This window comes from Murinocardiopsis flavida (assembly GCF_003014485.1).
In the GTDB taxonomy this organism is placed as follows: domain Bacteria; phylum Actinomycetota; class Actinomycetes; order Streptosporangiales; family Streptosporangiaceae; genus Murinocardiopsis; species Murinocardiopsis flavida.
In genome coordinates this window covers 108,796-121,801 of record NZ_PYGA01000016.1, presented here as the reverse complement: position 1 = coordinate 121,801, position 13,006 = coordinate 108,796, and the positions used below count along the sequence as shown (strand labels likewise).

The 13,006-nt window shown below is 75.2% G+C and carries 12 protein-coding genes; 4 read left to right on the top strand and 8 right to left on the bottom strand.

Translation table 11 applies throughout. The annotated features are described in order from the left end of the window. The first annotated feature begins 72 nt into the window (after nucleotides 1–72). A complete protein-coding gene (locus CLV63_RS21615) occupies nucleotides 73–1,344 on the top strand; it encodes a phospholipase D-like domain-containing protein (protein ID WP_146165628.1) in 1,272 nt (423 codons plus the stop codon). 135 nt (nucleotides 1,345–1,479) lie between these two features. On the opposite strand, the gene CLV63_RS21610 is transcribed toward CLV63_RS21615, so the two are convergent. After that, nucleotides 1,480–1,881 (bottom strand): RidA family protein, encoded by a 402-nt coding sequence (locus CLV63_RS21610; RefSeq protein ID WP_106584992.1) that lies wholly within the window; start codon nucleotides 1,879–1,881, stop codon nucleotides 1,480–1,482. Nucleotides 1,882–2,058: 177 nt separating this feature from the next. On the opposite strand from CLV63_RS21610, the gene CLV63_RS21605 reads away from it, so the two are divergent. After that, complete coding sequence (locus tag CLV63_RS21605; RefSeq protein ID WP_106584991.1) at nucleotides 2,059–2,931, top strand: MerR family transcriptional regulator; 873 nt, start codon at nucleotides 2,059–2,061, stop codon at nucleotides 2,929–2,931. A gap of 78 nt (nucleotides 2,932–3,009) precedes the next feature. On the opposite strand, the gene CLV63_RS21600 is transcribed toward CLV63_RS21605, so the two are convergent. From CLV63_RS21600 to CLV63_RS21580, 4 genes are all read right to left on the bottom strand, one after another. Further along, complete coding sequence (locus CLV63_RS21600; protein ID WP_106584990.1) at nucleotides 3,010–4,353, bottom strand: SWIM zinc finger family protein; 1,344 nt, start codon at nucleotides 4,351–4,353, stop codon at nucleotides 3,010–3,012. Next, complete coding sequence (locus CLV63_RS21595; RefSeq protein ID WP_106584989.1) at nucleotides 4,350–7,184, bottom strand: DEAD/DEAH box helicase; 2,835 nt, start codon at nucleotides 7,182–7,184, stop codon at nucleotides 4,350–4,352. Before CLV63_RS21595 ends, CLV63_RS21600 begins: the two co-directional genes overlap by 4 nt. A gap of 171 nt (nucleotides 7,185–7,355) precedes the next feature. Continuing rightward, nucleotides 7,356–7,646, bottom strand: coding sequence for a DUF4287 domain-containing protein (locus CLV63_RS21590; protein WP_106584988.1), 291 nt, complete (start codon nucleotides 7,644–7,646; stop codon nucleotides 7,356–7,358). Nucleotides 7,647–8,051: 405 nt separating this feature from the next. Next, nucleotides 8,052–8,801 (bottom strand): TetR/AcrR family transcriptional regulator, encoded by a 750-nt coding sequence (locus tag CLV63_RS21580; RefSeq protein ID WP_106584987.1) that lies wholly within the window; start codon nucleotides 8,799–8,801, stop codon nucleotides 8,052–8,054. A 252-nt stretch (nucleotides 8,802–9,053) separates the two neighbouring features. Between CLV63_RS21580 and CLV63_RS21575 the strand changes: the two genes are divergently transcribed. Continuing rightward, complete coding sequence (locus CLV63_RS21575) at nucleotides 9,054–9,761, top strand: DUF2306 domain-containing protein (protein ID WP_106584986.1); 708 nt, start codon at nucleotides 9,054–9,056, stop codon at nucleotides 9,759–9,761. 24 nt (nucleotides 9,762–9,785) lie between these two features. Here CLV63_RS21575 and CLV63_RS21570 read toward each other — a convergent pair whose 3' ends face one another. Continuing rightward, nucleotides 9,786–10,709, bottom strand: a complete 924-nt coding sequence (locus CLV63_RS21570) for an NmrA family NAD(P)-binding protein (protein WP_106584985.1) — start codon at nucleotides 10,707–10,709, stop codon at nucleotides 9,786–9,788. Between the two features lie 125 nt (nucleotides 10,710–10,834). On the opposite strand from CLV63_RS21570, the gene CLV63_RS21565 reads away from it, so the two are divergent. Then, a complete protein-coding gene (locus tag CLV63_RS21565; RefSeq protein WP_106584984.1) occupies nucleotides 10,835–11,401 on the top strand; it encodes a TetR/AcrR family transcriptional regulator in 567 nt (188 codons plus the stop codon). 164 nt (nucleotides 11,402–11,565) lie between these two features. Here the strand turns inward: CLV63_RS21565 and CLV63_RS21560 are convergent, their stop codons facing one another. Continuing rightward, nucleotides 11,566–12,039 carry a carboxymuconolactone decarboxylase family protein gene (locus CLV63_RS21560; protein ID WP_106584983.1) on the bottom strand — a complete coding sequence of 158 codons (474 nt, stop codon included), beginning with the start codon at nucleotides 12,037–12,039 and terminating at the stop codon, nucleotides 11,566–11,568. A gap of 171 nt (nucleotides 12,040–12,210) precedes the next feature. Beyond that, on the bottom strand, nucleotides 12,211–12,981 hold the full coding sequence (locus tag CLV63_RS21555) for a MerR family transcriptional regulator (protein ID WP_106584982.1): 771 nt from the start codon (nucleotides 12,979–12,981) through the stop codon (nucleotides 12,211–12,213). Nucleotides 12,982–13,006 lie beyond the last annotated feature (25 nt).

Genomic DNA, 13,006 nt, shown 5'->3' with positions numbered 1-13,006 from the left:
CGCGGCCCGGTCCTGCGCACACTACTGGCCGGCGCCCGTCCGGGGCGCCGGCAGGGAGGGAGCAGTATGCGTATGACGGAAAGGCACCGGGCCGCCGCGGCGGCCCCGGCCGACCGGGGCCGCAGGCCGCGCACGGGCGCAGCGGCATTCGGCGTGCTCGCCGCCGCGGCCCTGGCCGCCGGACTCGCGGGCCCGCCGCCCGCGGCCGCCGCACCCCAGGACGCGGCCGCACCGAACGAGGCGACCTTCAACACGCCCGGCGGCGACCAGATCGTGGCCCACCTGGAAGAACTGATCCGCTCCGCCCCCGCGGGGGCGACCGTGCAGACCGCCCAGTACCGCATGCGCGACGAGCGGATCACCGACGCGCTCGCCGCGGCCGCCGAACGGGACGTGCACGTCCAGGTCCTGGTCGACGCCGACACGGTGGACGACCCCGCCTACACGGCGCTGAAAGGCGCACTGGAGCAGACCGGCGACCCGAAGTCGTGGGCCAAGTCCTGCGACACCGCCGGCAAGGGCGCCTGCAACGGCACCAACGCGATGCACAACAAGTTCCTCCTGCTGTCCCAGGCGGGCGAGGAGAACGACGTCGTCGCGACCGGGTCGGCCAACCTCAGCGGCGCGACCATGGGCGGAACCGGCGGCTGGAACAGCTACTACACCGACTACGGCAACACCGGCCTCTACGAGAGGTTCACCGGCTACTTCGCCGACCTGGCCAAGGTCGCCGACGGCGACGCCAAGCGCGACCCGGACTACTACGACACCAACCCGCCGCAGATCACCGGCGACACCAAGAGCTACTTCTCGCCGCGTGAGGACGGCACGGGCGACGACACCTACTACAACTCGCTGAAGTCGGTGGACTGCAAGGCCCAGCCGACCGAGATCCGCGTCGGGATGTGGACCATCACCCGCACCGGGATCTCCGACAAGCTCAACGAGTTGGCGCGCCAGGGCTGCACCGTCGACATCGTCGCCAGCCAGATCAACGACAAGGCGTGCAAGGCGCTGACCGCGTCCACCCCGTCGCGGATGTCGGTGCGCGGGTTCACCGACCCGGAGAAGAACGGCATCCACCAGAAGAACATGACGATCCGCGGCCACTACCTCGACAACGACACCGAGGTCGTGTTCACCGGCAGCCACAACTGGAACTACCTGTCCCGGCGCAACAACGACGAGAACGTCGTCCGGATCATGAACAACGGGACGGTGTTCGCGTCGTTCCTCGCCAACTTCGACGCCGTGCAGAAGGCGGCGACGGTCCCGATCGAGGACTCCGGCGACTGCGACAAGATCGTCGCCCCGACCAGGACCGCCGAGCGCGAAGCGGAATAGCGGACCGGACCCCCGGGGGAGGAGCAGCCGACCGCCCCGGGCCCGCGGTCCCGGGGCGCGCGTCCGTACCGCGGCGCCGCGGTACGACCGGACCGCCGCCCGCACCGGGAGGGCCCGGGTGCGGGCGGCGGCGGGTCAGGGGCGGGCGGCGAGGACCTCGACCTCGAACAGCACATCGGGCGTCGCCAGGCTCGCGACACCGAGGAGGGTCTGCACGGGCGGCTTCGCCCCCCAGCCCTCCTGCACGGCCGCGGCGATCGGCCCGAGCTTGGCGACGTCGTGGTCCACCACATAGGTGCGGAGCTGGACGACGTGGCCGAAGTCGAGCCCATGGGCGGCGAGCGCCACCCCGATGTTGCGGAACGTCTGCCGCACCTGCGCGGCGAAATCGGCCGAGACCACCGCGCCGTCGGGGCCCGAACCGTACTGGCCCGCGATGAGCACCAGTTCCGTGCCCGCGGGGACGGTGGCGGTGTGGCTGTAGCCGAACGGGGTCGGGTCGTGCAGGCCGTCCGGATTGACAATGGCGTGCGCCATGGGGATCACCTCTCGTGTGCGACGGGTCGTTGTCACGCGGGCCATCCTCACCACAAATCACGACACCCTGTGTCGCGTATTCCTGGGCGCTCCCCGCTCGCGCCCGGCCGGCCGGGCGCGGCTCCACGCGTTCCGCCCACTTGACCTTGCGGTAACCGCAAACCCGACACTGGTCCCATGTTGAGCATCAACGACTTCAGCCAGATGTGCCGGCTGTCCCCGCAGACCCTGCGCTTCTACCACTCCGAGGGTCTGCTGGTCCCCGACCACGTGAACGAGCAGACCGGATACCGCTACTACGAGTTCGCCCAGGTCGAGACCGCCATGCTCGTCATGGCCCTGCGAGGGGCCGGCATGAGCGTCCGCCTCGTGCGCCGCGCCCTGGACGCCCCCGACACCGTTCTCGACCTGCTCCGCCAGCACGAGGCGGAGCTCCGAAGCGAGCGCCTGGCCCAGGACGAGGCGCTGCGCGACGCCCGGGAGCTCTTCACCGCCGACCGGCGGACGCGGCAGGGCACCGCGCCCGCGGTGACCGCGGTGTCCAAGGCCCTTCCCCCCTCGGACGCCCAGGACGGCGACGTCCTGGACAAGGACATCGCCCACGCCCTCGCCGCCGCCGACGAGGTGGGGCGGGCGGTCGCAGAATGCGGCGCCGCCGTTGCGGGCTCCCCCTGGATGACGTGGTCCGCCGACGCCGAGGGGCGGCGCGCCCCGCTCGCACACAACCTGGCCTGGATGGTCGTGGTCCCCGTGCACGCCGACGGCGGGGTGCCGGCCGGCCTGCCCGAGGGCATGGACCTCCGGCACCTGCCCGAACGCGAGGAACGGTCGATGACCCTGCCGGGGCGCGGCTCGATGGCCAAGTACAGCACCGCCATCGGCCACCTCTACACCCCGCCCGACGCCCCGGACGGCCTCTTCCCCGACTCCGGCAGCCTGCGCTACATCCTGCACCCCGAGAGCCTGGAGGTCGCCATGACGCTGTACCCCCTCGACCGGCTGCCCGGCGCGGACGAGGACGACGGGGGAGCGGAGGCACCCTCCGCCTGAGGCGCCGGCAGGGAGCCGGTGCCCCCCGTACCCGGGATCCGCCTCGGCCGCCGCGGACCCCGGTCGGCGGGACGCGGTCTAGGGGCCCAGGTCCTCGGCCAGGGCGGCGGCCGGGTCGCGATCCGCGGGGCCCGAGGGGCGCCACTGGGCGCCGCTGCGGCGGTAGGGGTGCCAGCGCCCGTCGGGCCCGTAGCGCACCTGCGCGTCCCCGGCCGGTGCGGTGCACCGGTTGCGCCACACCTGCGCCTGGCCCCCGGTCTCGGACCACAGCGCGTCGAGGGCGGTGCGGGCCCGCGCCATGGTGGCGCCCGGGGGTGTCCACGGTGCCTCCCACACCTGTAACCCGGCCGCGCCGCCGCATTCCCAGGCGCGCACCGCCGCGTCGAGGTCGCGGCCCGGTGCGGCCGCACGGAGCCGCTCCCACACGGCGGGGCCGCGGTGGGCGGCGGCCAGGCGCACGGTGTCGGCCCAGACCTCCCGGGAGAGCGCGCCGGTCCGGTCCGCCGCGGGGGACGCGTCCGTCCGGGCATCGGAGGGGGGCGCGCCGGTGTGGGGGTCCGGCCAGGCGTCCCAGGGGTGGGCGTCGGCGCGCGGGGTGAGGAGTTCGCGGGCGCGGGCGGCGGTGTCGGCGGCCAGGACGCCCAGCGCGTCGGGTTCCAGCCCGGGGGCTGCCGCCTGGACCGGCAGCGGGCCCGGCGCGGGGGGCTCCGGCGGGTCGGGCAGCGGCGGCACCGGCCGGGCGAACGCCGCGCCCGCCGCAACCCCGGCGGCCCGGTCCGCGCCGCCCGCACCACCGCCGCCGACTCCGTCCCCGCCTTCGCCGCTGCCCGCGGCGGCCGCGCGGCGGGCGTTGCGCTGGGACAGGCCCTCCAGCAGCTCCCGGTCGCCCCGCCCCCGGATCAGCAGCAGCACGAACGGGTCCTCGTCCAGCAGCCGCGCCGCCTGGTAGGCCAGCGCCGCGGCGTGCGCACACGGCAGCTCCCAGCCCGGGCACTCGCATTCGGGCTCCAGTTCGCCGATGCCGGGCAGCAGCCGCACCCCGGCGTCGGCGGCGACCTCCACCAGGTCGTGCGGCATGTCCTTGTCCAGGAGCGCCGCGATGTGCCCGGCCTTGGCGGCGACCTGGTCGAGGAACCGCTCCCACGCGGCCGCGTCCAACCGCTCCACGCCCACGACCGCGTGGAAGGACTCCGCGCGGGAGTGCACGTCGGCCTCGATCCGGCCCGGGCTGACCACAATGGCGCCGACCTGCCCGGCGCGGGCCAGGCGGCGGCCCTGCTTGAGCTGGGCCTGGTCCAGCGCGGTGTCCTCCAGCGCCTCGATCCAGGCGTTGCCCCACCAGGAGTGGGCGAACCGCCCACGCCCCCGCTGCGGGGGCAGCGCCGCGAACGCCCGTGCCTGCTCCTCTGCGCGCCCACTCACCGCGGGCCCCCTTTCAGTTCCACCAGTTCGGCGAGCTCGGCGTCGGACAGTTCGCTCAGGGCGGCCTCGCCCCCGCCCAGAACGGACTCGGCGAGGTCGCGCTTGGCGGCGAGCATCGCGGTGATGCGGTCCTCTACGGTGCCCTCGGCGACGAGCCGGTGCACCTGTACGGGCCGGGTCTGGCCGATGCGGTAGGCGCGGTCGGTGGCCTGGTCCTCCACGGCCGGGTTCCACCACCGGTCGTAGTGGACGACGTGGTCGGCGCGGGTCAGGTTCAGCCCGGTGCCCGCCGCCTTGAGCGACAGCAGGAACACCGGCGCCCCGCCGTCCTGGAAGCGGGCCACCATCTCCTCGCGGCGCGCCACCGGGGTGCCGCCGTGCAGCAGCAGGGCGGGCATGCCGCGCTGGGCCAGGCGCTTCTCCAGCAGCCGCGCCATGGCGACGTACTGGGTGAACACGAGCACGGCGCCGCCCTCGGCGGTGATGGTCTCCAGCAGCTCCTCCAGCAGTTCGAGCTTGCCGGAGCGGCCCGCCAGCCGCGGGGCGTCCTCCTTGAGGTACTGGGCGGGGTGGTTGCACACCTGTTTGAGGGCGGTGAGCAGGGACATGACCAGGCCGCGGCGCGCCATGCCCTCGGCGGAGCGGATCCGGTCCATGGTCTCGCGGACCACCGCCTCGTACAGGGCGGCCTGCTCCCGGGTCAGCGCCACCGCCTGGTCGGTCTGGGTCTTGGGCGGCAGCTCCGGGGCGATGCCGGGGTCGGACTTGCGGCGGCGCAGCAGGAACGGCCGCACCAGCCGGGACAGCTGCTCGGCGGTCTCCGGGGCGGCGCCGCCCTCCACCGGGTCGCTCCAGCGCCGCCGGAACGCCCCCAGGGTGCCGAGCAGCCCCGGGGTGGTCCAGTCCAGGATCGCCCACAGCTCCGACAGGGAGTTCTCCACCGGGGTGCCGGTGAGCGCCACCCGCGCCCGGGCGCCGATGGCGCGCAGCGCCGTCGCGGTGCCCGAGCGGGGGTTCTTCACGTGCTGGGCCTCGTCGGCGACGACCAGGTCCCACCCGGTCTCGGCGAGCGCCGCGGGGTCCATGCGCAGGGTGGCGTAGGTGGTCAGGACGAACCCGGACGCGGCGCCGTCGAGGGTGCGGCCGGGGCCGTGGAAGCGGCGCACCGGTTCGGAGGGGGCGAAGCGGGCTATCTCGCGCTCCCAGTTGCCGAGCAGCGACGCGGGGCACACCACCAGGGTCGGCCCGGGGTCGCGGCCGCCGCCGCGGCGGTGCAGGTGCAGCGCGATGAGGGTGATGGTCTTGCCCAGGCCCATGTCATCGGCGAGGCAGCCGCCCAACCCCAGGTCGGTCATGCGCGCCAGCCACCCCAACCCGTGGCGCTGGTAGTCGCGCAGGTCCGCGCGAAGCCCGGCGGGCTGGGCGACGCTGTCGGCGCCGGTGCCGGGGGCGGCGATGCGCGCCCGCACCTCCTCCACCCACCCCTGGGCTGCGGCCGGCAGGACCGCGCCGTCGACGACGGCGGTGCCGCTCAGGGCCGCCCCCAGGGCCTCGATGGCGGGCAGCGGTTTGAGGTCGCGTTCGCGGGCGCGGCGCGCCATCTCCGGGTCGACCAGCACCCACTGGTCGCGCAGCCGCACGACGGGCCGGTGCTGCTCGGCGAGGTAGTCCATCTCCTGGTCGGTGAGGTCCGCGCCGCCCAGGGCGAGCCGCCAGTTGAAGTCCAGCAGGTGCCCGCCGCCCAGCACCGCGGCCGCGTCGACCGGGCCGCCGCCGGGGGACCCGGCCACGGCGGTCGCGGTCAGCGACCGCGCCACCTCGGCCGGCCAGTGCACGTCGACACCGGAGGCGGCGAGGTCGGCGGCGCCGCGGACGGTGAGGCCGCCGACCTCCTCGTCGGTGAGGGCGAGCTCGTCGGGGACGGCGCGGTCCAGCAGCCGGTCCAGCGGCGGCCACACCGCGGCGGCGCGGCGCACCGCGAGCACGGTGTCGATGCGGGCGCGCGGCCCGAACGCCGCCGCTGCGGGCCGTCCGGGGTCCCACAGGTCGGCGGCGTCGCCCACCAAGGTGGGGTCGGCCAGGCTGCGGACCTGCACCACCGCGGTGTAGGGGCCGTGGGCGAAGTCGCCGCCGGGCACCTCCACGCGCAGCGACACCCGCACCCCGGTGTCGAGCCCCGCGGCGAGCTCCCGCGCCCAGTCGCGCAGGCCGGGCACGTGCTGGGGGTCGGCGGCGGCGAACACCGGACCGCCGGCCGCCGCCGGGGCGGCCGGGGTGCGCGGCAGCGTGTCGGCCACCGCGTCGACAAAGGACCGCAGCAGGGCGGGGGCGTGCGGCAGTTCCGGCGGCGCCGACCCGGCGACGGGGACGGCACGGGCGTGGGCGGGCATGGCGTCGGCCAGGGCGCGCAGCCGCTCGACGTCGCCGGGGTCCAGGGGGCCCGCCCGCCACGCGTCGTACCCGGCGTCGGACACCCCGGGCAGGATCCGGCCGCGCGCCAGCAGGTGCAGCGCCAGGCGCGCGGCGGCGGCCCAGAACGCGGTGGCGGGGTGGACGCCGGGGCCGCGCGCCGGTGCGCCGGTGAGCACCCCCAGCGCCGCGCCCACGCCCACGCGCCGCGCGGGCACCTCGCGGATGCGCACCCCGCCGGTGCCGTCGGGCACCGCGACCGCGACGGTGCCGGTGCGGCCGGGACCCGGGGGCGGCGCGGCACCGTCGGGGGAGTAGAACACCAGGCGGCCGGTGCGCGCCGGGTCGCCCGGTTCGAACACCGCCGGGTAGGACGCCGGCGCCGTCGGGTCGGCCGCGCCGCCGCCGGCGTCCCGGTTCATCGATGGTCCTTGCACAACCGCAGCGCCCCTTGCCGTCGACACCCCTGCCATCGCCGTCCTCTAACGACACGCCGCACCCGCCGCATTCCCCATCCGGGCGGCATTGTGACGCGACCGCACGCCCCCGCGCCCGAGGGACGCGGCGCGAGCGCACGGCGCCGGGCGGGCGCGTCACCGGGGCCGGGCGGCCTTGCCGTCGAGCCAGAGGACGTCGGAGTCGTCGCGGTGGGCACCGGAGGTGCCCACGTGCTTCGTGCTGATCCGCGGCCCCTTCTTGATCACGTGGACGAGCGCCTGGGCGTGGCCGCGGCCCAGGCCGTAGTCATCGGCGAGCCATTGCACGATGGTGGCGGCCTTGACGGACGGGTCGTCGAACCCCTTCTCCGTGGCGCGATCGACAAGGGCGCGCGGTGTGAGGCCGGTCCTGTCCTCGATCGCGTCGAGATACGCCTGGAACGACATGCGGTTCTCCTGTTCGCTGGTCGGCCAGGGGATCATTACACGCACCGGTGACATCCGCGGGGCTCCGGCAGAGCATCCGCGCCGCCTCCCGCGCATCGGCCGGGGCGCGCGTCCGTGCCGTCCCCGCGACGGGGCGCCGACCGCGGCTGCCGCCGCCGGCGAGCAGGGAGACCATCTTGACCGCGACGGGACGGTCGAGCGTCTCGTCGGTCGCCTCCCAGACCTGGCCCATGCCGCCTTCGCCGAGGTGCCGCACCAACCGGTACCGGCCGCCGAGGAGCTGGTCTCGCACCGCTGCGCCTTCCATGTGTCGACGCCCGTGCCGGCGGTGCTGGAGGGGACCGCCGGTCGGCCGCAATGGCCGAAACCGTACCGGAAGCCGCGCCCGGGCGGGGCTTCCGGGCGCTACCGGACCCCGACGACCCCATCAGCGGGCGGGATGCGGCGGTGGACGTCCTCGACCATGGTGTGCATCGCCGACCGGAACACCTCGGCCCGGTGGGCGCCGAGGAACGCGGTGTGCCCGAACACCTCCAGGGCGACGAGGCCGTGCATGTGCCCCCACGTGCTCACGAAGAGCGACGCCGCGGGCGGCGGCAGGGCGCCGACACCGTCGGGCCCCAGGTACCCCAGGTGCGCCCGCAACGGCGCCGAGACCTCCGGGGCGTCGCACGCCGCCAGTTGCGCCGCGGTGAACCCGTCGAACAGGACGCGGCGGAACACCCCGCCCATGCGGCGCACCGCCCGGGTGGTGGGCCCCTCCTCCGGGGCCCGGTAGCCGCGCAGCGGCGCCCCGTAGATGAGCTGGAACCGCTCGGGGTTGGCGACGGCCCACCCGCGGTAGCCCTCGGTCGCCGCCACCGCGCGCGGCACCGCCGCGGTGCCCGGCCCGGCGTCGGCGGCGTCCACGGCGTCGGCCAGGTCGTCGTGGGACTTGGCGACCAGCGCCGTGACCAGGTCGTCGCGGCTCGGAAAGTAGTGGTAGAGCGCCTGCACGGTCATGCCGAGGCTCCGGGCGATCGCGCGCAGGGACAGCGCGGCGGCCCCGTGCTCCACGACATGGCGCTCGGCCGCGCCCAGGATCTCGTGGACGGCGACGGAGCGGCGCCGCTCGCGCAGCGACGGCGCGGCGGTCGCGGATTCGGTGGGAGGCATGCGGCGACCGTACGGCAGTCCCTCCACGCCATCAAGAAAAACGACGATCGTCAAAAAAATCTAACACTGCCAAACCAGCGTTCCCCTCGCTAACGTGAGCGACGGCGACGAGGAGCGCGACACCGCGTCCCGTCCCAGGTCCCCGACCCAGCACGCCCCCGACGGGCGGTCCGCCGGCATGCGCGCAGCACCGCGCCGGCGCACCCGCCGAGGCGGCGGAGCCCCGCACCAGCACCGATCCATGGAGCCGTCATGTCCCCAGCCAGCAGCCCGACATCCCGCCGCGTGTGGTGGGGCGCGTGGGGGGTGTTCGCCGCATCGGCGGTCGGGATCGCCCTGTTCAGCGTCGCCCCCTACCTCACGGGCGACCCGTCGCAGAGCAAGATCCCCATCGACCCCGAAGCGGGCCTGCACTTCTTCTACGTCACCGCCCACGCGCTGCCCGGGAGCCTCCTGCTGCTGCTGGGGCCGGCCCAGTTCGTCCCGGCGCTGCGCAGCAGGTACCCCAAGGTGCACCGGGTCGTGGGCCGGGTGTACATGGTCAGCGTCGTGCTGGCGGCCGTGGCGGCGGTCCTGTCCGCCACGTTCTCCATGAGCGGGATCTCGGCGCAGGTCGCGTTCTACCTGCTGGCGGCGGCCTGGGTGTACTCGCTGGTCAAGGCGTTCCTGGCGATCCGGCGGGGCCAGGTCCGGCTGCACCGCGTCTGGATGATCCGCAACTACGCGCTGTCCTTCGCCGCGGTCCTGCTGCGCGCCTTCCTCGGTATCGGGCTGGCGGTGCGGGCGCAGTTCGCGTGGCCGGAGTTCGCCGACATCTACACCACGGCGGTGTGGGCGTCGATCCTCGTCAGTGCGGGCGTCGCCGAGTGGTTCATCGTCCAGCGCACGCTCGCCCCGCGCGACCGCCCCCGCCCCGGTGCCGGGAGCCGCCCGGCGGCGCCGGCGGGCACCGGCCGCTGAGGGGCGGCCGGTGCCGGGGGTGTGTCAGGCGGTCGCCCGCATGTACCGCTGCGCCCACTGCTCGAAGCCGGTGAGCGGGATGCCGAGGTCCCTGGCGTACTGCGGGCGGGCCGGCTGGCCGATCTCGTTCAGCCACGCGTGTGATGCGCCCATGGGCGGCATCCCGGCGGCGACGGCCTCCTCCTCGGTCATGTCCGGCGCGGCCAGCCGGGTGCCCAGGGTGCGGGAGAGGACCGCGGCGATCTCGGTCATCGGCAGGAAGTCGCTCGCCAGCTCCAGTTCGATCCCGTCGAAGCGCTGCGGATCGGCGATGGCCGCGGCCGCCGCCGCGCCGATGTCGTCCACCGCGACCAGGGACAGCCGGGTCTCGGGGCGCAGGATGCTCACCAGGCCGCCGTCGATGCCGCGCGGGAACATGTAGGCCATGGACGGCAGGAAGTTCTCCATGAAGAAGCCCGGCTTGAGCAGCGTCCAGTGGGGGAACCCGGCCGCGCGGACCCGGTCCTGGATCGCGCTCTTGGCGTTCATGGGCGCCTCCATCGGCGCCCAGCGGCCGTCGGCCCAGCCGGGACTCTCGGTGTGCTGGCCGGCGCCGGCGACCGAGGTGTGCACGAACTGCGGCACTCCGGCGGCCCGCGCGGCCTCGATGAGGTTGACGCCCTGGGCGACCTCGCTGTCGAAATCGAATCCTGCGGCATTCATGCCGGGCATCTGCACGGAGAACACGGCGCGGGCGCCCTTGGCGGCCCGCACCACGGAATCGCGGTCGTGGAGATCGCCGGTGACCAGTTCGGCGCCGAGGGCCGCAACGGCCTCGGCCCGGTCGGAGTGCGGGTCGCGCACCAGGGCCCGGACGGTGACGCCCGCCGCGCGCAGGGCGCGGAGGGTGGCCCCGCCCTGCTTGCCGGTGGCGCCGGTGACCAGAACGGGCGCGGAATCGGTGGACATGGTGCTCCTCAAGTACTCGACCACTAAACGGCGGGGCCCGCCGTTTATATTGCGATACGATACGGCGGACACCGCCACTTAGCAAACGGCGGTCCCCACCGCTTAGTGATCCCGGAAGTGACGCCATGCCCGACCGCCAGCGCGCCGACGCCCGGCGCAACTACGCGCGCATCCTCGCCGTGGCCGAGGAGGAGGTCGCCGCCCACGGCACCGACGCCTCACTGGAGCAGATCGCCCGCACCGCGGGGGTCGGCTCGGCGACCGTGCGCCGCCACTTCCCCACCCGCTGGGCGCTGCTGGAAGCGGTCTCCCACGAGCGCGTCGAGGCCCTGTGCGCCCGCGCCCGCGAGCTGGCCGGCCGCGACGACAGCCGCAGCGCGCTCCTGGAATGGCTCGACGACGTCGTGGCCTACTCCGTCACCGCCCGCGGGCTGGCGGCCACGCTCGCCTACGACGGCGCCGGGGTCGGCTCCGTGCACGAGAACTCCTGCACCGCGGCGCTGGAAGAGGCGGCGGGCCCGCTGCTGCGGCGCGCGGCCCGCGACGGCGCGGTGACGCCGCAGGTCACCGTCGCCGAGCTGATCGCGCTGATCGTCGGCATCGCACTGGCCACCGAGCACCACCCCGACCCCGCCGCCCACGCCGACCGGCTGTTCCGGCTGGCCGTGGCGGGACTGAGCCCGCAGGGCTGACCACCGCGCACCACCGGCGGGTACGCGCGGCCCCCACGCGTCCGGCGGCCGCCGCAGCAGCACCGGCCGGAGAGCCGATCGGAGAGCCGCCAACGCGGTCCGCCCCGGGCGGTGCCCAGGGCGGACCTGCCCCGACGCGGCCGGGGCGGGGAGGGGAGGTGCCGTCACCCCCACTGGCCGGGCTGGTAGCCGCCCGCGGGCTGCTGGGTGATGACGTTGAGGCGGTTCGCGGTGTTGATGAAGGCGATCCCGCACACCAGCGCCGCGAGCTGCGCCTCGTCGTAGTGCTTGGCCGCACCGGCCCAGGCGTCGTCGGAGACGCCCCCGGCCGCGTCCGCGATGCGGGTGCCCTGCTCGGCCAGCTCCAACGCGGCCCGCTCGGCCTCGGTGAACACCGTGGCCTCCCGCCAGGCCGCGACCATGGTCAGGCGCACCGGGTTCTCACCCGCGGCCAACGCGTCCTTGGTGTGCATGTCGACGCAGGCGCCGCACCCGTTGATCTGGCTGGCGCGCAGCGTCACCAGCTGCTGGGTCGTCTCCGGCAGCCCCGATTCCTCCAGCGCCATAGCCGCCGAGTGCAGGTGCTTCATGGCCTTGGCGGCGACCGGGTTGTCGAAGAGGTTCAAGCGGGCGTCCATGGTGTGCTCCTTGCCGTTGTCCGGTGCTTACACCCGACCGACGGCCCAGGCAGGCCGAACGTGACAGGGGCCCCGACCCCCGCAGCGCAGTCCGGTCCGGCGCCCGGGCCCGGGGGACGACAGCCGCGATGACGACGACGGCCGCGATGACCGCGTTCACACCCCCGCAGCTCAGCCCCGTCCGCCGCCCGGGTCCGGGTCCGGGTCCGGCTCCGGATCGCGCTCGGCCGCCACGACGGCCGCGAGGTCCGTACCCGCGCGCAGCAGCGCCACCGTCCGCTCGGCGATCCCGTCGAGGCGCCGGACCAGGATGCGACCGGCCTCGCCCTGCCCGTCGATCCCGTCCAGGGCGCCCATGACCTCGCGCACCGCCGGGATGCCGTACCCGGCGCCGCGCAGGGCGGCGGTGACCCGGGCCGCGTTGACGGCCTCGATGCCGTAGCGGCGCGCACGCAGCGACGTCACCCGCTCGGGGGCGACCAGCCCTTCCTGCTCCCAGAACCGCAGGGTCGACGCGCGCACCTGGAGCGCCTCGGCGAGCTCCGTGATCGTCATCGCGTCGTCCGCGTGCTCGAACCCCGGCGTGTCGGCTTCGTCCTGGATCGCGCGCAGCGCCCGCTGGGCACGCAGCGCCTCCTCGCGCTCCCGCGCGAGCCGGACGTGCGCCGCGCTGACCGCCGCGGCCGCCTCGGTGACCGTGCCCGTGCGCAGTTCTGCGAGCAGCGCCCCGGCCGCGACGGGTCCCATGGCGGCCGCCAGCCCCCGATAGGCGCGCAGCGCGTGCACGTGGACCCGCGCGTAGGCGCGGTAGCCGTTGCGCGACCGGGCGGCGGGCGGGATGACCCCCATCCGTTCGAGCTTGCGCACCTGTTGCGGCGAGTACCCCGACTCCCGCGCGATCTCGACCGTGCGCAGCGGCACCCCGACCGCCGTCCCATCCATAGTCCAACCCTACATAGGCACTTGA

Coding starts and splice junctions, on each gene's coding strand:
- CLV63_RS21605 (WP_106584991.1), top strand. CDS start 2,059: ATGTTGAGCATCAACGACTTCAGCCAGATGTGCCGGCTGTCCCCGCAG.
- CLV63_RS21615 (WP_146165628.1), top strand. CDS start 73: ATGACGGAAAGGCACCGGGCCGCCGCGGCGGCCCCGGCCGACCGGGGC.
- CLV63_RS21610 (WP_106584992.1), bottom strand. CDS start 1,881: ATGGCGCACGCCATTGTCAATCCGGACGGCCTGCACGACCCGACCCCG.
- CLV63_RS21590 (WP_106584988.1), bottom strand. CDS start 7,646: ATGTCGTTCCAGGCGTATCTCGACGCGATCGAGGACAGGACCGGCCTC.
- CLV63_RS21595 (WP_106584989.1), bottom strand. CDS start 7,184: ATGAACCGGGACGCCGGCGGCGGCGCGGCCGACCCGACGGCGCCGGCG.
- CLV63_RS21580 (WP_106584987.1), bottom strand. CDS start 8,801: ATGCCTCCCACCGAATCCGCGACCGCCGCGCCGTCGCTGCGCGAGCGG.
- CLV63_RS21560 (WP_106584983.1), bottom strand. CDS start 12,039: ATGGACGCCCGCTTGAACCTCTTCGACAACCCGGTCGCCGCCAAGGCC.
- CLV63_RS21575 (WP_106584986.1), top strand. CDS start 9,054: ATGTCCCCAGCCAGCAGCCCGACATCCCGCCGCGTGTGGTGGGGCGCG.
- CLV63_RS21555 (WP_106584982.1), bottom strand. CDS start 12,981: ATGGATGGGACGGCGGTCGGGGTGCCGCTGCGCACGGTCGAGATCGCG.
- CLV63_RS21565 (WP_106584984.1), top strand. CDS start 10,835: ATGCCCGACCGCCAGCGCGCCGACGCCCGGCGCAACTACGCGCGCATC.
- CLV63_RS21570 (WP_106584985.1), bottom strand. CDS start 10,709: ATGTCCACCGATTCCGCGCCCGTTCTGGTCACCGGCGCCACCGGCAAG.